The organism is Pseudoalteromonas sp. 20-MNA-CIBAN-0454 (assembly GCF_040308685.1).
Lineage (GTDB): Bacteria > Pseudomonadota > Gammaproteobacteria > Enterobacterales > Alteromonadaceae > Pseudoalteromonas > Pseudoalteromonas nigrifaciens.
On the sequence record NZ_JBEOOB010000004.1, the window covers coordinates 25646 to 50386 of the forward strand.

The 24741-nt window shown below is 40.2% G+C and carries 21 protein-coding genes and 1 tRNA gene; 7 read left to right on the plus strand and 15 right to left on the minus strand.

Annotated features, from left to right (window positions below):
* The first annotated feature begins 83 nt into the window (after window positions 1–83).
* Complete coding sequence (locus AAEZ22_RS02775; RefSeq protein ID WP_352296089.1) at window positions 84–2750, plus strand: ATP-binding protein; 2667 nt, start codon at window positions 84–86, stop codon at window positions 2748–2750.
* Window positions 2751–2815: 65 nt separating this feature from the next.
* Here AAEZ22_RS02775 and rimI read toward each other — a convergent pair whose 3' ends face one another.
* The 3 genes from rimI to AAEZ22_RS02790 form a co-directional block, all read right to left on the minus strand.
* The gene (rimI, locus tag AAEZ22_RS02780; protein ID WP_352296167.1) at window positions 2816–3283 is read right to left on the minus strand and encodes a ribosomal protein S18-alanine N-acetyltransferase; all 468 of its coding nucleotides are present in this window, start codon (window positions 3281–3283) and stop codon (window positions 2816–2818) included.
* Window positions 3270–3590, minus strand: a complete 321-nt coding sequence (locus AAEZ22_RS02785) for a hypothetical protein (protein ID WP_182683801.1) — start codon at window positions 3588–3590, stop codon at window positions 3270–3272. Before AAEZ22_RS02785 ends, rimI begins: the two co-directional genes overlap by 14 nt.
* Window positions 3591–3655: 65 nt before the next feature.
* A tRNA-Trp gene (locus tag AAEZ22_RS02790) sits at window positions 3656–3732 on the minus strand.
* Between the two features lie 705 nt (window positions 3733–4437).
* Between AAEZ22_RS02790 and AAEZ22_RS02795 the strand changes: the two genes are divergently transcribed.
* Both AAEZ22_RS02795 and AAEZ22_RS02800 read left to right on the plus strand, forming a co-directional pair.
* Window positions 4438–5010, plus strand: a complete 573-nt coding sequence (locus AAEZ22_RS02795; RefSeq protein WP_011327349.1) for a TetR/AcrR family transcriptional regulator — start codon at window positions 4438–4440, stop codon at window positions 5008–5010.
* Between the two features lie 66 nt (window positions 5011–5076).
* Window positions 5077–6507, plus strand: coding sequence for an MDR family MFS transporter (locus AAEZ22_RS02800; protein WP_011327348.1), 1431 nt, complete (start codon window positions 5077–5079; stop codon window positions 6505–6507).
* An 85-nt stretch (window positions 6508–6592) separates the two neighbouring features.
* Here AAEZ22_RS02800 and guaA read toward each other — a convergent pair whose 3' ends face one another.
* Entirely contained in the window at window positions 6593–8170 is a 1578-nt protein-coding gene (gene guaA, locus AAEZ22_RS02805) for a glutamine-hydrolyzing GMP synthase (protein WP_011327347.1), read from the minus strand.
* A 106-nt stretch (window positions 8171–8276) separates the two neighbouring features.
* Entirely contained in the window at window positions 8277–9746 is a 1470-nt protein-coding gene (guaB, locus tag AAEZ22_RS02810; RefSeq protein WP_011327346.1) for an IMP dehydrogenase, read from the minus strand.
* Window positions 9747–9882: 136 nt separating this feature from the next.
* Here guaB and xseA point away from each other — a divergent pair, with 136 nt between their 5' ends.
* Window positions 9883–11217 (plus strand): exodeoxyribonuclease VII large subunit, encoded by a 1335-nt coding sequence (xseA, locus tag AAEZ22_RS02815; RefSeq protein ID WP_089367813.1) that lies wholly within the window; start codon window positions 9883–9885, stop codon window positions 11215–11217.
* A 7-nt stretch (window positions 11218–11224) separates the two neighbouring features.
* Here the strand turns inward: xseA and AAEZ22_RS02820 are convergent, their stop codons facing one another.
* The 3 genes from AAEZ22_RS02820 to AAEZ22_RS02830 all read right to left on the minus strand — a co-directional run bounded on the left by AAEZ22_RS02820 (window position 11225) and on the right by AAEZ22_RS02830 (window position 15762).
* The gene (locus AAEZ22_RS02820) at window positions 11225–11872 is read right to left on the minus strand and encodes a hypothetical protein (protein ID WP_086997834.1); all 648 of its coding nucleotides are present in this window, start codon (window positions 11870–11872) and stop codon (window positions 11225–11227) included.
* 18 nt (window positions 11873–11890) lie between these two features.
* Window positions 11891–12709, minus strand: a complete 819-nt coding sequence (cysE, locus tag AAEZ22_RS02825) for a serine O-acetyltransferase (protein WP_011327343.1) — start codon at window positions 12707–12709, stop codon at window positions 11891–11893.
* 173 nt (window positions 12710–12882) lie between these two features.
* Entirely contained in the window at window positions 12883–15762 is a 2880-nt protein-coding gene (locus AAEZ22_RS02830) for a M16 family metallopeptidase (protein WP_086997831.1), read from the minus strand.
* Window positions 15763–16033: 271 nt separating this feature from the next.
* On the opposite strand from AAEZ22_RS02830, the gene AAEZ22_RS02835 reads away from it, so the two are divergent.
* Window positions 16034–16990 carry a methylenetetrahydrofolate reductase gene (locus tag AAEZ22_RS02835; RefSeq protein ID WP_011327340.1) on the plus strand — a complete coding sequence of 319 codons (957 nt, stop codon included), beginning with the start codon at window positions 16034–16036 and terminating at the stop codon, window positions 16988–16990.
* A 173-nt stretch (window positions 16991–17163) separates the two neighbouring features.
* On the opposite strand, the gene AAEZ22_RS02840 is transcribed toward AAEZ22_RS02835, so the two are convergent.
* The 3 genes from AAEZ22_RS02840 to AAEZ22_RS02850 all read right to left on the minus strand — a co-directional run bounded on the left by AAEZ22_RS02840 (window position 17164) and on the right by AAEZ22_RS02850 (window position 19588).
* Window positions 17164–17376 carry a hypothetical protein gene (locus tag AAEZ22_RS02840; protein ID WP_041454345.1) on the minus strand — a complete coding sequence of 71 codons (213 nt, stop codon included), beginning with the start codon at window positions 17374–17376 and terminating at the stop codon, window positions 17164–17166.
* Window positions 17377–17481: 105 nt separating this feature from the next.
* Entirely contained in the window at window positions 17482–18729 is a 1248-nt protein-coding gene (locus tag AAEZ22_RS02845; protein WP_041454344.1) for a DEAD/DEAH box helicase, read from the minus strand.
* A gap of 157 nt (window positions 18730–18886) precedes the next feature.
* A complete protein-coding gene (locus AAEZ22_RS02850) occupies window positions 18887–19588 on the minus strand; it encodes a DUF3581 domain-containing protein (protein WP_011327338.1) in 702 nt (233 codons plus the stop codon).
* A 203-nt stretch (window positions 19589–19791) separates the two neighbouring features.
* Between AAEZ22_RS02850 and AAEZ22_RS02855 the strand changes: the two genes are divergently transcribed.
* Together AAEZ22_RS02855 and AAEZ22_RS02860 are read left to right on the plus strand one after the other, a co-directional pair.
* On the plus strand, window positions 19792–20577 hold the full coding sequence (locus tag AAEZ22_RS02855; protein WP_352296094.1) for a CPBP family intramembrane glutamic endopeptidase: 786 nt from the start codon (window positions 19792–19794) through the stop codon (window positions 20575–20577).
* Window positions 20578–20681: 104 nt separating this feature from the next.
* Window positions 20682–21074 carry a hypothetical protein gene (locus AAEZ22_RS02860; protein WP_352296097.1) on the plus strand — a complete coding sequence of 131 codons (393 nt, stop codon included), beginning with the start codon at window positions 20682–20684 and terminating at the stop codon, window positions 21072–21074.
* A 4-nt stretch (window positions 21075–21078) separates the two neighbouring features.
* Here the strand turns inward: AAEZ22_RS02860 and AAEZ22_RS02865 are convergent, their stop codons facing one another.
* From AAEZ22_RS02865 to proB, 4 genes are all read right to left on the minus strand, one after another.
* Window positions 21079–21378 (minus strand): hypothetical protein, encoded by a 300-nt coding sequence (locus AAEZ22_RS02865; protein ID WP_011327334.1) that lies wholly within the window; start codon window positions 21376–21378, stop codon window positions 21079–21081.
* Window positions 21379–21540: 162 nt separating this feature from the next.
* Entirely contained in the window at window positions 21541–23025 is a 1485-nt protein-coding gene (gene gltX / locus AAEZ22_RS02870) for a glutamate--tRNA ligase (RefSeq protein WP_011327333.1), read from the minus strand.
* A gap of 38 nt (window positions 23026–23063) precedes the next feature.
* Window positions 23064–23423 (minus strand): glutaredoxin family protein, encoded by a 360-nt coding sequence (locus AAEZ22_RS02875; RefSeq protein ID WP_011327332.1) that lies wholly within the window; start codon window positions 23421–23423, stop codon window positions 23064–23066.
* A 176-nt stretch (window positions 23424–23599) separates the two neighbouring features.
* Window positions 23600–24703 carry a glutamate 5-kinase gene (gene proB, locus AAEZ22_RS02880; RefSeq protein ID WP_011327331.1) on the minus strand — a complete coding sequence of 368 codons (1104 nt, stop codon included), beginning with the start codon at window positions 24701–24703 and terminating at the stop codon, window positions 23600–23602.
* Window positions 24704–24741: the final 38 nt, after the last annotated feature.

The following is a 24741-nucleotide window of genomic DNA, read 5'->3' on the forward strand; positions in this document are numbered from 1 at the left end:
ACAATAAACAAACGCTAAGCTTGAGTAATATAGCTGTAAAACATATTATTACTAACATTACATGGAGGATGTGTTGTTTGGTAATGAAAACCAGTAAGTTAAGCATTAGGTTATTATGGTATATAACGCCGTTAGTTATACTTCCGCTGTTATTTTTAGGTGGTTTTACGCTAACTAATGTAACCAACTCAACACAAAAACAAGCTGATTTAATTATGAGCCGGTTTGTTGAACAACAACAACAAAAAGTATTTAACTATATTGACTCATTTCAATCCACTGCCAAGCTATTATCCACCTCACCCGTATTGAACGATTTTTTAGCTAACGATTTACATGCTGATGGTGGCTACACCTATCGCCTAGGTGCGTTAATGGATGTATTTGCCAGTTATAGCGAGGCCTATCCCGATATTATTAGCATTAACTTAATGTCGGTAAATGGCAAAAGCGATGCCTACTACTCAAGTAATTTAAGCATAGCGCCAAAATCGTATCCTTTTTTTGACAAAATACAGCAAAGTAATTTAAGCCAACAGCAGTTTATGATGCAAAAAGCAGATGGCACCACCAGCTTGTATTTTATTCAGCGTATTTATAGCATTGACTACTATCTTAAGCGCCCACAACAGCTTGGTTTTATAGTACTGCATATTGATCCTTCTATTCTTAACACCAGTATTTTAGAAGCCCCCTACAACAACACTCTCAACTTACTCGTTAGTAATGAGGGGAAAATTTTATTTAGTTCCGATTATAATATTCGTGGCCAATATATTAGCGAATTTGAGCTCAACCAAGTACATAACTTAGCCGACATTGGCTCTTTATCAACCATAGAGCTTTCGAGTATAGATAAAATAGAGCGGATGATTTTTGCGGTGCAAATGAGCGGTGGTTATTATGTATCGACTATTCCTAAAGCCGTTTTGCATCAGTCGGGTAAGGCTATTAGCTTAATTACCGGCTTAATTGTTATTATTTCGGTTATTACGCTGCCAATACTTATTTTTATTGTAGTGCGTAATTTATTACTTAATCCTATTGAGCTATTAGGTGCAGCTAGCCACCGTGTAGGTGATGGCGATTTAGGTGTTTCACTGCCCGCGCACACCGATGATGAAGTAGGCATATTGTTTAACGACTTTAATCACATGGTTAATCAAATTAGGCATTATCAAGAGCAGTTAGAAGAATATAAACATCACCTCGAAGACAAAGTAGAAAGCCGCACCAAAGCGCTAGAAACCATGAACAGCCAGTTAGAGCTTGCGATTGGCCAAGCAGAGCAAGCAAATCAACTTAAAAGTCGCTTTTTGGCTAATATGAGCCACGAAATTCGTACCCCACTCACCGCAATAATGGGCTTTACCGAACAGCTTTTACATAACGATAAAATCACCAACAACAAACAGCATTTAAGCACTATTTTACGCAACTCTAAGCATTTACTAGAGTTAATAAATAACATTTTAGATTTGTCTAAAATTGAAGCCGAAAAAATTGCTGTAGAGCGAGCCCCACTAAATGTAGTGCGCTTAATTCACGACATTGAGTCAATTATTGAACCGCTGGCACAACAAAAAAAGCTAAAGCTCAGTATTAATTATCAACTCCCGTTACCACACACTATAAACAGCGACGAAACCCGCTTAAAACAAATACTGATCAACATTGCCAGCAATGCAGTTAAGTTTACCGAGCAAGGCCATGTATCTCTAACGGTTCATTACCTACCAAGCCAAAAGCTGATGTTTGTAATACAAGATAGCGGAATTGGTATGGTTGAAAGTCAAATTAAGCGCTTATTTACTCCTTTTGAGCAAGCAGACGCTACCACAACCCGTCGCTTTGGCGGCACCGGGCTTGGGCTATGTATTTCAAAAAATTTAGCACAACGTCTTGGCGGTGATATAACCGTTAAAAGCGAATTAGATGTAGGTAGCTGCTTTACTATAACCATAGCCTGTAATTTACAAACGCCATTAGCCGACAACCTGTTTTTAGAGCAATCCAATCAACTCATTCCAGAAAAAGATCCGCTGCTTTCCTTCGCTAGTAATAATTTTGATGCACATATTTTAGTGGCCGAAGATAACCCCGATAATCAATTATTAATAAAGCTGCTGCTGCAAACTTGGGGATTAGAACCCGACATAGCAAACAATGGCGCTGAAGCGGTAGAAATGGCGCTAGTAAACGACTATCAGTTAATTATTATGGATATGCAAATGCCAGTAATGGGTGGCCTAGAAGCGACTAAAATATTACGCCATGCAGCATACGACGGCCCTATAATCGCACTCACTGCGAATGTAATGAACCATGACGTAGATACATATATTGCTGCAGGATGCGACAAGGCTCTGGCGAAACCTATAGATAAAGATGCCCTAGAAAGCGTATTAGTAAGTTACCTACACCTTGAAAAAGACAATCAAAATAAATGGGACGACATACTCAAAAGTGAAAAATTCCAACAAATAAATGCAAATTACGTCGCTAACCTGCCAACTTATTTAGCTGAAATAAAAAGCTTACAATTTTCGGGTAACTTAGTCGCATTACGCGCATTAGCACATAATATAAAAGGCAGTGCTGGGTGTTTTAACTTTGATGATATTTATCACTGTGCTGCGCGTTTAGAAGATCATTTAAAAAGCGATAGCAAAGCCGCGTTAAACGAATTAACAGCTAACTTAATTAACGCTATTGAGCAGGTTATTAGTGAGCAAAGTAAGCCGGTATAAGTTATCGGCTTACTGCAACAATATTCTTTATACAGTTATCACTGCAAACTCTTCACTACAAAATATTATTGAAAGTTTAAGCCCAGTGCCATGCCCATTAAAATAGCGTCTTCAAATCCGTTTTTAGCAGGATTGTCGCTTGGGTAATAGTTTTTACGCACTGACATTTCTATAAAGCCTGCATTTTCGTAGAGCTTTATTGCGGGGATATTTGATTCGCGTACTTCTAAAAATAAATTTTCAGCATTTTGCTGCTCACCATAATCAATAAACTGGTTCAGTAGCTGTTTTGCAATGCCTTTTCCTTGCTCGCTTGGGGCAATGCAAATATCCATCAAGGTAAAGTCGGGCCCGGCCTTTTCGCCAATATAAAAACCTACCATGGTACCGCCGTTAAACGCTGCTAAATTAAAATAGCGCCCACCAATACATGAGCTCATGGTATTTAACGTCCACGGGTGGCTGTGGCATGCGGTTTCTATAGCCATTAATTGCGGTATAGCGGTTGCGTCTACTGATTTAAAGTTTATCAAGATGGTCACTCATTAAAGCCCATAAAGCACGTTTATCGGCAGTACTGAGCTGTGAATTTGTTAAAACTAACTGATCGCCATGTAATTGCAGTTCCGTGCCTTGTATTACACTATTGATGGTAATGGGGGCTATGGCACGCTTTATATCTGCAAATAACTGGCTTGTGAGCGAAATAGGCTCAGGCGCGACGCTGTCTGCTTTAGTGTCAGTTGCTTTATTATTTATTGGCTGGTTATTAACCGTTTGATAATGCTGATTTAATTCGAGGTTTTCTATACCAAAAACAGCTGCGTAACGTGAATGCATAACGACTCGATGAAATTAGTAAGTAAGGTAATATAAGAAGTAATAAATTCGATGTAAAGAAGAAATGGCAGGGGCGGAGAGATTCGAACTCCCAACCGTCGGTTTTGGAGACCGCTGTTCTACCAATTGGAACTACGCCCCTGCAATACCGACGAATTATAGAGACCTTTGGCCAAAGGTAAAGAAAAAAATCATCTTTTTGGTTTGATTGCCTTTTAAATAAACAAAACGACGAATTAGCAGGCTAATTCTTCATTTTTTAATTACTTAGACTCAGGCAAATATTAATAGCCGAGCACTAAATTAATTATTTTTACGTTTTGTGAATAAAAATATAATAGCAATAAAGTGCTGTCGCTTACTTTATCTCACTGTGCTGATACTACTATTTGTTGTGGTTCAATAAAACTAGGCACTAATTTAGATAGTTTGCTAATAACTTACTGATAATTTGCTGATAATTTGCTGATAATTTGCTGATAATTTGCTGATAATTATTAGATGGTTTCTAGGCAGCTTTTAGATACTTTTTAAATAGTTTTTACAATTTGAATAACTCAAGCTCCCTGCCTTACTAATTTTAGCATGCTCTTAAATCTTCGCTATTCCCTTTAAACTTGCTCTTGTAGCTAAATTATCACCTTCAAACCATATTGATACCAACGAAGCGTACTACTATTCCGACCCCCTTTGGCTATCGCCTTTTGGCGCATTTTTAGAGCCATGCTGGTGATAATATTACCGGTTACACAAAATAAAATGTAAAGCCGATAGCATTGACACAGAGTCGGTTCCTCCTTACCATTGGAATAATAGACCAGTCGTTATAATTTGAGGTGTTTTAGTTATGAGTGAAAAAGTAAAGCCGAAAGACGTTCTAATTGAGACGGCATCACGCTTATTTAGAGTGCGCGGATATTGCGGAGTGGGCCTAAATGACATAATTGAAGAAAGTGGCGTACCTAAGGGCTCCTTGTATTACTACTTTCCAAAAGGCAAAGAGCAGTTGGCGACTGCTGCAATTAACAATACTAAAAGACTTGTTATGGAAGATATTCAAAAAAACTTTGCGGGTGTATCCAATCCAATAGATGCTTTTCAAGCTTATGTTTATGAATTATCCAGAGTGTTTGGACAAGGCGGAACCCCTCTTGGCTCTCCAATTGGCACTATTGCTGGAGAAAAACATTCCACTAGTGAACCTATTCGCTTGGCGTGTGAAGCTACCTTTAAAAGTTGGCAATCTATTTATACTGAAAAGTTTCTTGAAGCAGGCTACACAGAACAACAGTCCACAAGTTTAGCTACTGTTTTTCATGCGCTAACTGAGGGCGGTATTCTCTTAGCTTTAACAATGAAAACGGGCAAGCCGCTTGAAACAATAGCAGAGCAAATCCCCTCATTACTTATTAAAAAGTAAATTTAAAAAGTAAATAAAGTATCAACCAACACAGGTCAATTTAGTTAATCAGCGAAGAGAGTTTTAATGTCTACAATTGCATATGAACAAGATAAAACAGTTATAAGACCAGTCCCTATTCTAATATCCTTTTTAATTGCCGGATTCATTGGCTTATTTAGCGAAACAGCTTTAAATATGGCACTTGGCAATTTAATGAGTGAATTAGATGTTGTTTCCTCTACCGTGCAGTGGATAACAACAGGTTACTTACTGACTATGGGGATCCTTATTCCCGTTTCTGCACTATTAATACAATGGTTTAGTACTCGGCAATTATTCGTTGCTTCGTTACTTTTTTCGATTATTGGAGCGATAGTTTCCGGTATAGCCCCCTCTTTTAGTGTTTTGCTGTTAGGTCGTATTATTCAGGCAATCGGAACCGGTTTATTAATTCCCTTAATGTTCCATACAGCCCTCATCATTTTCCCTGTTCATAAAAGAGGCACTATTATGGGGTTAATTGGCCTTGTTATGATGACAGCACCGGCTGTTGGACCAGCTACTTCGGGGCTAATTATTGAGCTGTTGAGCTGGAATTGGATTCTTTGGTTACTCATTCCGTTTCTTGTTTTTTCATTAGTATACGGGCTGGCTTATGTGCAGAACGTTTCTGTTTTGAGTAAGCCTAAAATAGATGTGCTGTCAATTTTGTTATCGACTGTCGGGTTTGGTGGCATTGTATATGGATTTAGTATTGCAGGTGAAAAAGGATGGGGGAACTTACTGGTAATTAGTACCATTATAATTGCGCTAATCTCTCTTATTATATTTTCGTTAAGACAGTTTAAACTCGATAAACCAATGTTAGATTTACGTACTTTAAAATACCCAAAGTATACTTTAGGTTTATTGAGTGTATCTGCCACATTCATGATTATTTTATCAACCATGATTCTTTTGCCTTTATACTTACAAATTGGCCTTGGATTAACTGCGCTTACTGCTGGCCTTGTGCTTATGCCAGGTGGAATAATAAATGGGGCTTTGTCTCCGATCGCGGGGCGCATATTTGATAAGTTTGGCTCTAAGTGGCTACTTACACCTGGCTTTATTATTATGATTATTACGCTATGGAATCTGTCGAATGTAACCACAGAAACCTCTATTGCAATGGTTATCTTTTTGCATTCATCTCTCATGATTGGCGTAACATTAATTATGATGCCTGCGCAAACAAATGGTTTAAATGAGCTCCCCAGAGAACTATATGCTGACGGGACCGCTTTAATAAACACTTTACTGCAAGTATCAGGCTCAATTGGCACCGCCTTGGCGATTACAATCATGTCGGCTTCTCAAAATAGTTTTTTGGAAAACGTGGCCGATCCATCAGCGCCCTCTGCAGTAAGTAGCTCATTAACAGCGGGTGTACAAACAGCGTTTATTTTGGGAATTGTACTTGCGATTAGCGGGTTAATTATGTCGTTCTTTATAAAGTCATCTAAAAATACTTAAAGTAATATTAGCAACAAAAAAGCCCATGAAATCATGGGCTTTTATTTTTATATACTGCTAATACTAGCTAGTAGCTAACGCGCGATTATTCCCACTCAATAGTTGCAGGTGGTTTACCCGAAATATCGTAAACAACACGCGAAATACCATCAATTTCATTAATGATACGGTTTGAAACCACACCTAAAAATTCATATGGTAAATGTGACCAGCGCGCGGTCATAAAGTCGATAGTTTCCACGCAGCGCAGTGATACAACCCAATCGTATTTACGCGCATCACCCATAACCCCTACCGATTTAACCGGTAAAAACACAGTGAACGCTTGGCTTACTTTATGGTAAAGCTCTGCTTTGTGAAGCTCTTCGATGAAAATAGCATCGGCGCGACGCAGTAAATCACAGTATTCTTTTTTAATTTCGCCAAGTACACGCACACCTAAACCTGGTCCAGGGAAAGGATGACGGTAAAGCATATCGTACGGTAAACCTAGCTCTAGGCCAATTTTACGTACTTCATCTTTAAATAACTCACGTAGTGGCTCAACTAGGCCCATTTTCATGTCTGCTGGTAATCCGCCCACATTGTGGTGCGATTTAATTACGTGTGCTTTACCGGTGGCAGATGCCGCAGATTCAATTACGTCTGGATAAATTGTACCTTGCGCTAACCATTTTGCATTTTTAAGCTTTTTAGCTTGCTCATCAAATACATTAATAAACGTGTGGCCAATGGCTTTACGCTTATCTTCTGGGTCTGACTTACCAGCAAGGTCATTTAAAAATTGCTCTTCGGCTTCAACTTTAACAATGTTTAGGCCAAACTTATTACCAAACATGTCCATAACTTGCTGGCCTTCGTTTAAACGAAGTAAGCCGTTATCAACAAATACACAAGTTAGCTTTTCGCCAATTGCACGGTGAATAAGCATAGCCACAACCGATGAATCAACACCGCCCGAAAGACCTAAAATAACTTCGTCATCGCCAACCGTTTCTTTAATGCGCTCAATGGCATTATCGATAATTTTTGCTGCAGTCCATAATTTTTCACAACCACAAATATCAATAGCAAAACGCTCTAATAAACGCTGCCCTTGATGTGTGTGCGTTACTTCTGGATGAAACTGTACGCCGTAAAAGCGTTTTTCTTCATTCGACATTGCCGCATGCGGACACGTAGATGTTTTAGCTGTGGTTTTAAAGCTTTGTGGAATATCCATTACTTTATCGCCATGGCTCATCCATACATCTAGTACGCCATTGCCGCCGTCGGTGATATGATCTTCTATCGCATCAAACAACGCACAATTACCCACTTTTTCTACTTGGGCGTAACCAAACTCTTTTTTATCAGAGCTGTGTACACTGCCGCCAAGCTGAGCTGCCATAGTTTGCATGCCGTAGCAAATACCTAGTACTGGCACACCAGCATTAAATACATATTCAGGAGCGCGTGGGCTGTTTTCAAGTGTTGTCGACTCTGGGCCACCAGAGAGAATAATACCTTGTGGGTTGAACTCGCGAATTTGCTCTTCGGTCACATCCCATGCCCACAGTTCACAGTAAACACCAATTTCGCGCACACGACGGGCAATTAATTGAGTGTATTGTGAACCAAAGTCTAAAATGAGAATTCGTGAATCGTGAATGTCTTTGCTCATGGAGTATCTCGTAAAGTCAGATGCTAAATAATGCTACTGATATAGTGAGTAGCTATTTAAAAAGGGCTAGTAAAACTAGCCCATAAATTGATGTAATTACGGCTGATTAGCCTAAACGGTAGTTAGGTGCTTCTTTAGTGATTTGCACGTCATGTACATGCGACTCACCCATACCAGCTGAAGTAACACGTACAAACTGTGGTTTGGTGTTTAGCTCTTCAATAGTGGCACAACCGGTTAAGCCCATTGCGCTGCGCAGGCCGCCCACTTGCTGATGGATAATAGTTGCAATAGGACCTTTGTACGCTACGCGACCTTCAATACCTTCTGGTACTAACTTGTCGGCTTCGTTTGACTTTTGGAAGTAACGATCTGATGAACCTTCTTTTTGATCCATCGCGCCTAACGAGCCCATACCACGGTATGATTTGTAGTAACGGCCTTGGTAAAGCTCTACTTCGCCAGGTGCTTCTTCAGTACCAGCAAGCAAAGAGCCCACCATTACACACGATGCACCAGCAACAAGTGCTTTTACAATATCGCCAGAAAAACGAATACCGCCATCGGCAATTACCGGAATATCGCGGCCTTTTAAGCCATCAACAGCATCTGAAATAGCCGTAATTTGTGGCACACCACAACCCGTAACAATACGCGTAGTACAAATAGAACCTGGGCCTATTCCTACTTTAACCGCATCGGCTCCAGCGTCTGCAAGCGCAACAGCGCCTTCTGCTGTTGCTACGTTACCAGCAATAATTTGTAAGTCTGGGTATTCTTTGCGGGTTTTCGCAACGCGGTCAATAACACCTTGAGAATGGCCGTGCGAAGTATCGATAAGTAATACGTCAATACCTGCTTCTACTAATGCAGCAATACGCTCATCAGTACCTGCGCCAACACTCACAGCAGCACCTACACGCAAACGACCTTGGTCGTCTTTACAGGCATCTGGTTTTTCTTGTGCTTTTTGGTAATCTTTTACGGTGATCATGCCCTTTAGTTTAAACGCATCATCAACCACAAGAATTTTTTCAATGCGGTGTTCGTGCATTAAGCCTAAAATCTCTTCGCGCGCAGCACCTTCGTTTACAGTAACTAGCTTGTCTTTTTTAGTCATAACAGTAGAAACAGGCTGTTCAAGCTTAGTTTCAAAGCGCATATCACGCCCTGTTACAATACCAACAAGATTGTTATCGCTATCAGTTACTGGAAAGCCCGAAAAACCTTTTTCTTGCGACAGCTCAAGTGCATCTGCAATGGTTAAATCGGCAGTTACTGTAATAGGATAAGTAACAATACCCGCTTCATAGGTTTTAACTTTACGAACGTTTTTCGCTTGTTCTGCAATAGTCATGTTTTTATGAATAAAACCAAGACCACCTTCTTGCGCAAGGGCAATAGCTAAACGAGCTTCGGTAACAGTATCCATAGATGCTGAAACAAGCGGCAAGTTAAGTTTGATTCCACGCGTTAAGCGAGTTGAAATATTTGCCGTATGTGGCAAAACAGTAGAATGACCAGGTACTAAAAGTACGTCATCAAAGGTAAGAGCTTCTTTAGCGATTCTAAGCATTTTGGCAACTTCTCACATGGTGGATCTAAGATAAGGAATTGCGGCCAAATTTTAACAGCGTTGCTGGCACTAGTAAATCATATTTTGTAAATATTTATGATAAACTAGGGTTATAAATAGTTTTTGGTAGTTTTTTATGTTTTCGAAGCCTTTGCAAACGATTTACACCGTGTCACGCCTTAATAGAGAAATACGCGCCCTACTCGAGCAAGGCTTTGCCTCGCTGGTACTAACTGGCGAAATTTCGAACTTTATTACTCCGGCATCTGGGCATTGGTATTTTTCGTTAAAAGACGATAAAGCACAAATAAAAGCAGCCATGTGGCGCGGCAATAATCGTAACCAAAGTTACCGACCCATTAACGGTGCGCAGGTAACGGTAAAAGCGCGCGTTTCACTTTATGAACCACGCGGCGACTATCAACTTATTGTTGAACATATGGAACCTGCTGGCGAAGGACAACTTAAGCAAGAGTTTGACGCCCTAAAAATGCGTTTAGCCGCTGAGGGGCTATTTAGCTCGGTTTATAAAAAACCTCTACCGCAAAACATTAACCGTATCGGGGTAATAACCTCTGCAACTGGCGCGGCCATAAAAGATATTTTAACCGTACTAAAACGCCGCGCACCGCAGTTAGAAGTTATTATTTACCCTGCTATGGTGCAAGGTAAAGACGCACATCTGCAGTTAATTAAACAAATAGAGTTGGCTAATATTCGCAGCGAAGTAGACGTGCTTATTTTAGGGCGTGGTGGCGGCTCTTTAGAAGATTTATGGTGTTTTAACCATGAGCAACTTGCACGCGCTATATTTAATAGCCAACTGCCTATTGTGAGCGCGGTAGGCCACGAAATCGACACCACTATTAGCGACTATGTAGCCGACGTACGTGCAGCTACGCCTTCTGCGGCGGCAGAGCTGGTAAGCCCTAATACGCAAGAGTTACATAATAAAGTAACTCAGCTAGTTAACCGTCTTGCTAATGCGTTTAAACACGATATGAGCGAAAAGCGCGCTCAAGCATTACAACTACAGCACAGGTTAAATTTATGCCATCCGCGTAATCAGTTAAATCAAAAAGCGCAGCGCTTGGATGAACTAAGCATTGCACTACAACAAGCTATGCGTAATAGTTTATATCAACAAGAGCGCACCCTTAATAATTTAACGCCTAGATTAATGCGCCAATCACCCGACAAAAAGCTCACTCAAGCAAGTCACCAACTCGCACAATTACAAACTCGGCTTAACCAAGCAATACAGCAGCAATTACAGCAAGCTAATAACAGCTTAGCACTGCAGGCAAGTCGCCTAGATTCGGTAAGTCCACTTAATGTATTAGCGCGAGGCTATAGTATTACAAAAACAGATAAGCAAAAGGTGGTTAAATCGGTAGCGGATGTAAAAGTCGGAGATACTTTAATTACTGAACTGGTTGACGGCACGCTACACTCGCAAGTACTAAGTTAGCAGCGTTTTACTCTTTAGTACTCACTATAAAATCTATCTGTTCATCGGTTGAATTTGACGAAGTGAGCTTAAATTGCTGCCACCATGGCATTAGCGCTAATTTATCGTTCAGCTCGCGCCACTGCACATGCCCTTGCTGATTAGTTTTATCGGCAACTAGGCTAAACTTACAAAGTGTTTGTTTGCACTCTAAACTAGTTAGTTGCGCGGTATTACTTAAATCGCTGGTAATTAAAAAATCAGTTAGCGCGGTTTCTACTTCGTAGCTCCACTGGCTATTTTCATCCTCAGCTATAAACTTCTCTTCTAACTGCTTAGCAAAATCAAGCTGATCTAGTTGCGCTAATTTTAACGCTTGTTCAACGCGTTTAAGTTGTTTGGTTTTAAGCTCAAGCTCATTGGTAAGCGTGGCAATTTTATGCGTATATGGCGCAATACTCTCAGCCTGGGAGTTACCATCGGCAGGGTTAACATGCTCGTCAGTACTATTGAGTGACTCATCGTTAGCTTGCTTTATAACAATACTTTTATAAGGAAACGGCTGGCTTTGTTGCGCTTGAATAGGCATAGAATGTAAAAACAAAAAGTAACCACTGGTTAATCCTACGCCTAAAATAAAACAGCACAGGCCAAGTAAGTTACTTTTGTTTAGCATTTTAAATTGCTCATTACTTTATAGCATAGAGCTAGTATGCGATTCATTTTCAGGCTCAGGTTTAGCTAAAAAGTTTTGGTTCATACTTTTTGCAGGGCATTCGCAATCTGGGCGACCAATAATTTTTGCCGGTACACCTACCGCAGTCGTGTGTGGCGGTACATTACTTAGCACAACAGAGCCTGCGCCAATACGTGCGCCCGCACCCACTTCAATATTGCCCAATATTTTAGCCCCAGCACCAATAAGTACCCCGGCTCTAATTTTAGGGTGACGATCGCCTTGCTCATTGCCCGTGCCACCTAAAGTAACCGACTGCAGTATTGATACGTTATCTTCAATTACCGCCGTTTCACCAATAACAATACCGGTTGCATGGTCAAACATTATTCCTTTACCCACTTTACAAGCAGGATGAATATCAACGCCAAATACTTCTGAGCTACGGCTTTGAATAAAGCGCGCCAACTCTTTACGGTTTTGCGTCCACAAACAATTAGCTAAACGATGCGCCTGAATAGCATGGAAACCTTTTAAATTTAATATTACCGTAAGGTAAGTTTCGGCTGCAGGGTCACGATCTTTTACCGCTTTAATATCGTGAGCAACGTGCGTTAGCATACGCTCACACCTTACAAATGACTGATCAAATAGCTCACGAATAGTAAATGCCGACACCACCGCATCTGCCAATTTATTAGCAACAATAAAACTCAGCGCCGCCCCTAAACATTCATGGTTCAAAATACACGAATAAACATGGCTCGCTAAAAGAGGTTCGCGTTTTACTACTTCATTTGCTTCGCTGCGAAGCTGTTGCCAAATTTCATGTCGCATATTACTGCCTTTGTTGATCAAAAAGAGCCTTTTGCTAAGTTTAACGGATTTAGTCACTAAGGTGTTAATCCCTTAGTTATTTGTTGTGGTTATTAGATATAACTATTTTTATAAAACAAAAATGCCCCAACTATTTAAAACAGTTGGAGCATTTAGTTTTTTTAAGTTTAAACTTACTTAAATACTTTATCTACTGCTATTACTGCAATATTTTTTGCCGGAATAGCTAATTTGTAATCGGCAATCACTTTATCTTCTGCAACAAGCTCTGCTGGTTTATCGGTATTATAAACCATTGGCGATGTTTGCTCAGGCGCTAAACGCTTTTGCATATCAGCGCCGTCACCGGTAATAAATACATAATGGATATTATCGGTTTGTAGATTATCTTTAATAACGCGGTTTACATCCTTTACTGTTAGCGTTTTAAGTTTGTTAGTTACGTAACTTACAAAGCTGTCGGTATTGTAAAACTCGCTATCAAGTGCATAACCTAGTTGGCGATTTTGGCTTGCCACCATTTGCGGCACAAAGTTAATTAAAAAGTTACGCGTGGCTTCAAAGTCGTCTTCACTCATGCCATTTTTAATTAGCTTATCAAGCTCAAACAAGGCGGTACGAGTCGCAAAATGCGCATCGTTATTAGAGCGAAGTGGGCGTAACCACACTTGAAATATTTGCTCAGAGCGCCCTAGGTTTGCATCAGGCTTAGTTTGAAACATACCACGCGGAAAGTATTCAATGTACGCGTAATCGCCGTAGTTCATGCCACGGGTTTCACGAATACGCTCATATAAAAAGCTGTTAGAACTACGGTGCTCACCAAAGTAAGAACGCACTAACCACAGTGCAGTCCAGTCCTCACTACTTCTTATTGTATCAATTGGAAAACCAAACGATACCGCTGTCGACTGCGCACTCTTTTCAACAATAGTAGCATGATGGCCTTTAAGCTCAGGCGCATCAGGAATACTTAAACGGCTTTGCTCGCCTTTAGGCAGGCCTGCTAAATCAGCTAGCATAGTGGCTTTTAGTTTTTCCGGTACTGCACCAATTAAGCCAAGTGTTAGCTTAGATTGCGTAAGCTCTGTGTTATAAAACGTTTTAACATCATCAAGCGTAAGTGCTTCTAAATCTGAAATATCACCATAGTTGTAGCTTTCATAAGGATGGCCTTTGTAAAGCGCGCTGTAGAGTACTTCTTTACCTAGTTCTTCATCGTTAGATGCTTTTAAGCCCGATTTAATACCGTCAATTAGCTCTTTTTTAAGGCGCTTAAAGTCATCTTCTCTAAAACCGGGATTAAGTAACTGATCGCTCACTAATGCATACCACTTAGCAGCGTTATCTTTATGAATACGCCCTTGAAACGACAGCATTTCTTTATCTATTTGATAACCAAAGCTACCTGCCAGCGGATAAAGTGCTTGTTTAATATCTTTATAGCTTGTTGATTGTGAGCCACCTTGCGCCAGCATAGCTGCAGTTAATGCGCCAAGGCCTTTTTTACCTTGCGGGTCAGCAGCAGCCCCGGTATTGAATAAAAAGTTAACGTCGATTAATGGCGAGCTGTTAGTTTTATCTAGCACTTTAAATGCAGCAGCCTGAGGTGCTTGCTCCAGTTTTGCAACCAGTGCGTTTAAATCAACCTCTTGCTCAAAATTTGGCGCTTTATCAAGTGCCGACATAGTCACGGTAGTGCGTGCATTATCAACAAAATACTTGTTAGCAATTGCTTTAATATCTTCAGCTGTTATTTCATCTGAGGTTTTATATAGCTGGTTTATTACCCTAGGGTCACGCTCAAAATGCATATAGCTTGCAAGGGTTGCAGCAATTGCTTGCGACGAATCTAAACCATTTATAAAGCTGTATTTAAGGTTAGATTTTAAGTCGCTGAGTTTTTGGCTATCTACTAACTCAGTACGCGCTTGGGCGTAGGTACGATTGATTGCATCGCGTACTTTGGCTAAATCGTCTGCTTTTTCTACTTTTACAAATACATGCAGTAAACCCGGATCTTTGGTTTCTGGGTTATAGCTAAACATTTGGCTGGCAATTTGTTTATCTACCACTAGCTCTTGGTATAAATCTGAGTTGTTTGAAAAATAAAGCTGCGAGAGTAAATCAAGCGCAGCTCTGTCTTTTTTAGCCGGCTCCCACGCAGTGCCTTTATACGATACTAATAACCAATGCCCTGGTAAGCCTGGGTTTTGTTGATGACTATATTTTGGCGCTTGCTGTGTTGGCTCTGCTTTAATGTCGGCAACATAGTCACCCTTTTTCCACGCACCCCAGTGTTTTTTAACCATAGCCATAGTGGCTTTTGGGTCTACATCACCCACAATTACGAGTGATACATATTCGGGCTTATAAAATTTGGCAAAAAATTCTTTACCATAAGCCATTTGATCAGGCATGGCTTCTATGTCTTTAAAAAAGCCCATAGTGGTGTGTTTATAAGTGTGTTGCTCAAAGGCCTCTTCGCGTACTGCGCTAAGTAATTTACGCACTGGGCTGGCATTATTTTTTAAGTACTCGCCTTTTACCGTTTGCGCTTCGGTTCTAAATTGCTCTTCGGTATAGGTTAAGTTTTGAAAAATATCAGCTTCAAGTTCAAGTACTTTATCAAGATGCTGCTTTGAAAAGTTTAAATGATAGTTAGTGTAATCGTTGGTGGTGTAAGCGCGGTTATCAACGCCAGAATTTTTTAAAATACTTGAATACACAGCCTCAGGAAATTTTTCAGAGCCTTTAAACATCATGTGTTCAAAAAAATGCGCAAAGCCCGTTTTGCCCGCTTGCGTTTCATTACGTGATCCTACCGATACAGGAATTTGCAACGAGACTACATCAGGGTAATCGGTTTTAACCACCATAACGCGCAAGCCATTTTCAAGCTCTTCTAGTAAGTAGTCTTGTGAAAAAACGCCCTCGCCCGTAGTGTTTGTTTGTTGTTGTGTTACTGCTTGGCTCGTTTGATTTTGTTCAATAGCGCAACCCGACAGTGCCAGCGATACCGCTAAACTGGTTGCTAAAAATTTAAATTTCATTGTTTTTCCTTTTATAGCAATCAATTTTAATCGCTAAACGTTGAGCTAGTTTAATAAAAAGTACCATCTGATTATGCCGCAAAGCCGCCAATAATAAGAGCCTAAAGCGTTGTTATTATGTAAACAACTGTATCAAATTTACTAATTGGTAACGAGCTTGTATGAATAAACCTCACTACGATTGAAAAACTTTCATTAAATAAAGCTATCTAGCCATCTAAATGGCTGCTATATTAATTCCATCGTAACAAACTAAGCTGGAATGAGGATTATGGCTTTATCACTTCAAGAGAAAATAGAAGATAGCAATCAAGGCGTATACCTTATTGGTACTACGCCGCCAAAAATTGGTACCGATAAAGCGCAACTAAAAACCATTGCAGAAAAGCTATTGGGTCGCCTACACGAAATTGAATACGACGGCGTAATAATTTACGACATTCAAGACGAAAGCAGCCGTACTAATCAAGCGCGTCCGTTTCCATTTAGGCAAACTGTCGATCCACGTGAATACAGCAACCTATTACGTGGCTTATCGCACCTTGATGTAATTACCTATAAAAGTGTGGCGCAACGCAGTGCGAACGAGTTTAAAGATTGGCTAAGTGAAACTAAAAACGACTACGATTTAAAAAATATTGTTTTAGTAGGTAGCCCATCATCGATAGGCGATATAAAACTAAGCCTACCAGATGCGTATAAAACGCTGGCAGAGCAATCTGATGACTTCTTTTTAGGCGGCGTTACTATTGCAGAGCGTCATTCTAATAAACGTAATGAACACGAGCGACTAATAGAAAAAACCGCTCAAGGCTGTAAGTTCTTTATTTCGCAAGCGGTTTACGACGCACAAGCAACAATAGAGTTAATTACTAGCTATGCACGTAGTTGTAAAGCACAAGGGCTTGAGCCTAAGCGCCTTATTTTAACTTTTACTCCGTGCGGCGGCGAAAAAACCTTAGAGTTTATGCAATGGTTGGGGATCTCAGTGCCAGAGGCCACTAAATGGCGCATGCTTGATGCGAACAATACGCTGAGTGAATCGGTACGTATTTGCCGTGAAAATCTCGATTTAATACTTAAAAGCTGTGCGCATTTAAACGTGCCGCTGGGCTTAAATATAGAAAGCTTAACTAACCGTAAAGAAGAAATTGACGCATCAATTAACTTATACCGCTTATTAAAAGCCACCATGGAATTAAATCTAGCTGAAAAGTTAATAGCTTAAGGGCTAAGCATTTAATACAAAACCAGATTAATTAGTTACACTCTTTGGCAAGCCTTATAGCTTGCCTTTTTTTATTTTAAATTTGAGAAGTAACGTATTTAGTTAAAGGTAAGGGGAAATTAGCAGTTATGTGCTAAATGCATTTTGCGCTTTATTATCAATGTTAACTATGTTTACTTTTGTTGCTGGCCGCTTTTGTTACTAACCTTTTGCCCTGAATAGCTTTTTAACGCAGCTCCCATAGCAGCGCACATAACACCAAAAATAACTCCTTCGTTAGATATAAACCTAAAGCTGATAAAAATATCTAATAAACTTATTATTGCCAGCGATAAAACTAAACCTATGCCTGAATACAGCAACCATGTTTTAGTAACTTTGTTCATAAATTAATTCCTTTTAAATGCTAAATTTAGCCTAATACAACCCCGCGGCTATTTTTCGGGGTCGTATTATTTCACTGACAATTGAAAGCCAAAACTAAAAAACTGTTATTTACGTCTTCTACTTGGCTCTCTTTGTCCTGTAATGCGTTTTTTATCGCGGTCTTTTCGTGATTTATTGGTGTTTTTGCGGTTATCTTTTGGCTTTTTGTTTGGATCTGGCTCGTAGCCTGCTAGCCACTGTGGCGTTAAGCGGGTATCTAACAGTACTTCTATTTCTTCAAGTAACCATTGCTCGTCAATACTTACTAGCGACATTGCAAGCCCTTGCTCACCAGCGCGACCTGTACGGCCAATGCGATGTACGTAGTCTTCGGCTATGTATGGCAGTTCAAAGTTAATTACAAATCTAAGTGTTGGAATATCTAAGCCACGTGCGGCTACATCGGTAGCAACTAATACACGGGTAATGCCTTCTTTAAAGTTTTGTAGTGCGCGGTCGCGTGCGCCTTGTGATTTATCACCATGGATTGACTCGGTTTTTAAACCGTCTTTACACATTTCTTTAGCCAGTTGGTCGGCCATTTGTTTGGTGCGAGTAAAAATAAGCACTTGGCGCCAATTTTTCATGCCGATCATGTGCGATACCAGCTCGCGCTTGCGATCCTCGTCTACTGAGTAAATTACTTGCTCAACCTCAACTGCTGCTGAGTTGCGTTTATCAACTTCAACTAATTCTGGGTTTTTAAGTAGTTTTTTACTAAGCGCAAATACGCTGTCATCAAAAGTCGCCGAAAATAACAAAGTTTGGCGATCGCCTGGAATATGGCGCAATATACGTTTAATTTCGTCAATAAATCCCATATCAAGCATACGATCGGCTTCATCAAACACCAGCGAGTCAACACTTGAAAGCACCACACTGCCTTTAACAATATGATCGAGTAAGCGCCCCGGGGTGGCTACTATTACTTGCGCATCTTTTAGGGCTTTTATTTGTGGGCCTATGCTTGCGCCGCCATACGCTAATGCCCCTTTAATATTGGTGCCTTGGGCATATTTTTCAAAGCTGGCAAATACTTGCTGAGCAAGTTCGCGAGTTGGCGTTAAAATTACCACGCGAGCAACACCTGGCTCATCTTTTTTAGGGGTGTTTAAAAGTTTGTGTAGCAGTGGTAGTACAAACGCTGCGGTTTTACCTGTGCCAGTTTGTGCACTGCCCATTACATCACTGCCCGCTAAAATAGGCGGGATGGTTTTAATCTGAATTGCGGTAGGTTGAGTGTAATTATTTTGCTCAATCGCAGTTAATAACAACGGGTCGAGATTAAGTGATGAGAACGTAGTGGCAGACATAGGCTTAGCTTTAAAATGACAAAGAGCGCTATTGTACTCATATTCACTCATGCCGTAAATTAGAGTGCTTGAGAAAACTATTTAATCGTATTTATCTGCTTTTATTTGTGCCAATAAAAAAGGCGCTAAATAGCACCTTTTAAAATTCATCTCGTTTTTAAGCTGGTTTTAAATTTGCTTTGCGCTCGTTGTAAAAAGCAATCAAATCATCAACCGTAGCTTGGCAGTACTCGCGAATACCCGATACCACCATGTGCTTTTCACCAAAACCCACTTTTTTACCGTTTTCTAGCAAATTAAAGCGCAAAGTAATTTTGCCGCGTTTACCTGCGTATTCAAAACTAGGCTCTGCAAATTCAAGTGTCGGTGCACTAATTTCAACAGTATCAAGATTTATAATCATCGATTCGTAAATAATCATCGGGCGTGCAGGGTTAATCATTACCTCTTGCTTACCCATGAGCGGAATAATCACGTGCGGAAACGCCGCGCCTGAAAACTCAACATAATTTTTAATTAAGCTATTAGTAAGTGCTGGGCATTTGCTGGTTTTACCTTCGCGTTTTACCTTTAAAATTACTTTATCGCCGTTTGTTACATCAAACTCATCGGCCTCTGCTGGGAAGCTAAGTTTGGTATTTTCGTCAACCATACCCGCAAAAGTAAACTCCATGCGTTCACTAATACCGTAACGATCTAATACTAATGAAAAAAGTAAGTCTCCTGGAGCACAAAATTTCTTCGCATCTTTATCGTGAAGTGGGTTGTAATCATCAGCAATACACTTGGCGAAACGACAGCCTTGCTCACGAGAGATCGAAACATAATCAGCATGTTGCTGATAAAAAGGACTTAACATAGGGTGTTCACTACTTAAACGGCTTATAACCTGGCTATATTAACAGAAAAAATAAAATGAGAGGTCGAATCTGTTAGATTAGTTACTAAATAAAACAGAGTAATAAAAAAATAATGACTTTTTATTTATTAGCATTATCGATTATATGTGTTTTTCCGTACTGTAAAGTATCAATAATACGGCAACCACTTTGGCACTACTTAATGGCTTTAAGTGTTATATGTGCGTATTTTGAGGGTTATATAAATTTATATGGACTGCTCAGTATTGGGCTTTACGTTGCTTTATATCACTTTGTGCTTCATATAAAGCAAACAATAATACGCGCTATTTTAAGCACTGTTTTTATAGTTTCCTCATTGGCATTAGCGCTTCATTGGGTGCCTGGTTTTAACAACCTTCCTATTGCTATAAACGAGCATATTACCAGCGATGCAATTGCTTTTACCCTTTATGCTAATTTTGATAAAGCGATGGCTGGCCTCTTTCTTTGTGCTTACTTTTATTCAAATATAAAGCCTTTAAAAGCAGAGTCTAAAAAGACGACTTCATTAATTAACCCCCCTATTTTAATAATTATTACTACCATTTTAGCCGCACTTACTGCAGCTTTAATGCTTGGGCTGGTAAGCTTTAACCCTAAGGTTCCTGACTTCTGGTTAGCATTTATTGCTATAAACCTTTTATTTACCTGTGTTGCTGAGGAAGCTTTATTTAGAGGCTTATTACAAACCAAGCTTAGCCAAATTATTACGCCTACCCGCTTGGCAATATTTGCGCCTGTAATTACTGCAGGTATTTTTGCTTTGGCACATTTTGCTGGGGGAGTTAGCTATGTATTAGTTTCATTTATTGCAGGTTTGGGATACGGCTATGTTTTTTATAAAACGCAGCGTTTAGAGTGGGCTATTTTATGCCATTGGTTAGTAAATATTTGTCATTTCTTTTTGTTTACTTATCCTATGCTAAGTAAAACCGAGTGCATATAAAGTCATTTACAAATACTAACAATTTACTCAGTAGTAAACATTGCCCACATTCGATTTTGTTAGTAATTTACTACTTCAAACAATAAATTAAAGGACTAATAAATATGCTACGTTTTATGGCAATAATAACTGCACTGGCTACTTTAAGTGGTTGCTCAAACATGACTTTTCATACTGATATAGACAACGACGTTTTATCTCAAGAAATTGGTACCTACGTTAATAAAAGAGATTTGCAGCAGTTTTACAACGACCAAGAAGCACACGAAAGTGGCGCTACACTTTTAGGCCGAATAGCAGGTGAAAGCTGTGATGGCGATGGTATGGGTAACAATAATGTAAGCTATAACCGTTCTAAATCAAATGCTATTGATTTACTTAAAGCTGATGCCATGCGCAGAGGCGCAAATGCTTTTACTATAAACTCTTGTAGCGAAACCTCTGTATCGTATTGCGACCTATCTGTTTTATGTACCGGACAGGCCTACGACTATTAATAAATCATATATTAAGTGCAAAGCTCAGTAGCACACGCTTTCCAGACTCGATTTTAGATACGCTGTGTTCGTACTTATCGGGCCTAAATAAATACACCCTATTAAACCAGTTAATAATACATTTAGCGCATTTAAACACCCCACCGCTTTTAGGTTTTACTAACACAAAGTTGAGTTTGTAATAGCGCCCTTGCTGCACCGGATCAATGTGGTTCATTACGCTGTGATTAGTTGGGTAAGTAACAAGGTTTATCGAAAATGTATTACTGCTAAAAATGGCTTTGTTTTTAACGGTTGCAATCATACTGACTCCTATGAGTTTATATGCCGCATTGTAGCATTTAGTAAATTATGAATGCTTAGACTAAACAATATCAAAATACGATGTCATATAACTAAACAACCTGAAACAAAAAAGCCGAACTTATTTACTAAGCTCGGCTTTTAAAAATGCATTATTTAGCAATTATGCACTTGGGTATTCGCGGTAGGCACGTTCGATATTTTTAGCCTGCTTTTTAGAAATACCTAAATGCGCCAATGCTACACGTAAACGAGCACGCGATAGGTCAGATCCTAATATTTCCATAGCATCAAGCACAGAGGTAGATGACGTTTTACCCGTAATTGCCACAAAAATCGGCTCTAAAAAGTCTTTAATTTTAAGCTCGTGGAACGTTGCTACTTCTTTTGCAATGGCAAAAATAGCTGGTTTATCAAAGCTACGTAGGCCTTCTAGCTGCCATACAAAAAATTGTAGTGCTTGGCGAATTACGTCTTCATCGGCTTTACCCGCGGTTAATAGCGCAGGATCATAAGTAGGTATACCACCAACAAAATGCCCAGCTAAGTCAACTAAGTCCGACAATGTGTTAATACGTGCTTTGGCTTCTGGTAATACTTTAGCTAGCATTTCGCCATTAAACTTCCAATCAACAAAGCGCTGAATTAACTGCTCGTCAGTTAGGTTTTCGCGGATCCACATGCCGTTTAACCAGCTAAGTTTATCTACGTCGAATACTGGGCCACCTAGTGACACGCGCTTCATATCGAAGTTTTCAATCATTTCGTTAAGAGTGAATTTTTCACGCTCATCTGGCATTGACCAACCCATGCGGCCTAAATAGTTAAGCACGGCTTCTGGCAGGTAACCCATTTCTTTATAGTAGTTAATAGAGGTTGGGTTTTTACGCTTAGACAGTTTTGACTTATCTGGGTTACGCAGTAGCGGTAAATGCCCAAGTACTGGCGCTTCCCAACCAAAATCTTCGTAAAGTTTTAATAGCTTAGGCGCTGAGTTAATCCACTCTTCGCCACGGAAAATATGGCTAATTTGCATATGGTGGTCGTCAACTACGTTCGCTAAAAAGTAAGTTGGGAAGCCATCAGCTTTTAATAGCACTTGCATATCGACGTTTTCCCACGGGATCTCAATTTCGTCGCGTAGGTAGTCGTTAAATTTAAAAGTGCCTTCGCTAGGGATTTTCATACGTATAACGTAAGGTTTACCCGCTGCTAGGTTTGCTTTAATTTCGTCGTCTGTGTGGTTTAAGCCACGGCCGTCGTATTTAGGGCGTAGACCTTCTGCCATTTGCTCTTCGCGCATTTTATCCAGCTCTTCGCTTGTTGCAAAACAGTAAAATGCTTTGCCGTCGTCAACGAGTTGGTGTGCGTATTTTTTGTATAAATCGCTACGCTCAGACTGGCGGTACGGGCCAAACTCACCGCCCACATCTGGGCCATGATCCCACTCGAGTCCTAACCAACGCAAACTATCCATAATTGCTTGCTCTGACTCGGCAGTGCTACGTACTTGGTCGGTATCTTCAATGCGAAGTACAAATTCACCACCTTGCTGTTTAGCAAAACAGTAATTAAATAAGGCGATATAAGCGGTGCCAAGATGCGGGTCGCCAGTTGGCGACGGGGCAACACGGGTGCGAATTGTCATGGTAATGTCTCTTTTAATAAGTGAGATGGTAAAGTTATTTATGCTGCTACTTTGTTTATATAAGCAATAATATCGTTTGATTCGTATAGCCAAGTTACTTGGCCATTTTGCTCGATGCGCAGACAAGGCACTTTAACTTTTCCGCCTTGTTCTAGCAGTTCTTGACGATATTGCTCATTACTTTTTGCATCACGCGTTTCTATTTTAAGGCCTTCGCGCTTAATAGCACGGCGCACTTTTACACAAAACGGGCATGCTTTAAATTGATAAAGCTTAAATTGTGCGGTTTGCTGATCAAGCTGCTGTTGCACTTCTGGAGCACGTTTTTTACTACGTGGCGTAAATACAAAATTAAAGAATAAAATTATACTTCCTAATAACCAACGAACTAATTTCATTAACTGCACTCTATTTACAACAAATTTAAGGTGCCAGATTTTAACACAAAAATAGCAGCAAAAAAGCTCAAATATACTCAGCCAGTATATTTGAGCTTTGTAAGCTCAACCTCGGGTCAGGTTAATTATTTAGCTACTAAAATGGGAGCTTATTTATTCAGCTATACTGCTTTTTATTACAGTAAAATTAAGTCATCGCGATGCAGTACTTCTGCCCCGCCATCGTAATCAAGTAACTCACCTATTTGCTTAGAGTGCGCGCCTTTAATTTTATTAACTTCGCTGCTGCTAAAGCGGGTTAACCCACGAGCAATAAGTTGTTTGTCGCTATTTATTACACTTATTAGATCGCCGCGCTCAAATGCCCCCAACGCATTGGTCACGCCTTTAGCAAGTAAGCTTGCACCTTTAGTTTGCAGCGCGGTTATTGCACCGGCATCAATAACAATTTGCCCGCTACTTTTAGGTCCAGCGAGTAACCACTTTTTACGCCCTTCTTTTGGCGCAGTGAGCTTTAAAAAACGTGTGCCGGGCAGTTGCTCGCTCATACATTTTAAAATGACATTTTTACCCGCACCTTTGGCAATTATAACCTCAACCCCAGCACGCCTTGCAATGTCGGCTGCTTGCAGTTTGGTTGCCATACCGCCGGTGCCCAAGTTTGTGCCACTACCACCAGCAAGCTGGCGCAATTCGTCGTTAATATCACTCACTTCACCAATTAATGTGGCATCGGCATTAGTGCGCGGATCGCTGGTAAATAATCCTTCTTGATCGGTAAGCAATAACAGCTTATTGGCATTAGCTAAAATAGCCACCAACGCTGATAAATTATCGTTATCGCCTACTTTTATTTCACTAGTAGCAACCGCATCATTTTCGTTAATGATGGGCACTACATCGTAGTTTAATAATGCATTAAGTGTATCGCGGGCATTTAAATAGCGCTCTCTGTCGTTAACATCGGCGCGGGTTAACAGCATTTGCCCTACGTTTACACCATACAAAGCAAACAAGCTTTGCCAAATATGAATGAGCTGGCCTTGACCAACTGCTGCTAGCATTTGCTTATCTATTACGCTGCGGCCACAGGGCTTTAGTAATTGTTCTCGTCCGGCCGCCACGGCTCCGCTCGAAACTAAAATAACGTGATGCCCTTGCTTTTTAAGCTCACAACATTGGCGCACTAGTTCAACCATATGCGCTTTATCTAGCTTATCGGTGCCGCCAGTCAGTACACTTGTACCTAGCTTTACAACGATTACCTGATCCCTTTGCATTTATTTTTACTACTGAATAATTAAAGATGAATTTATTT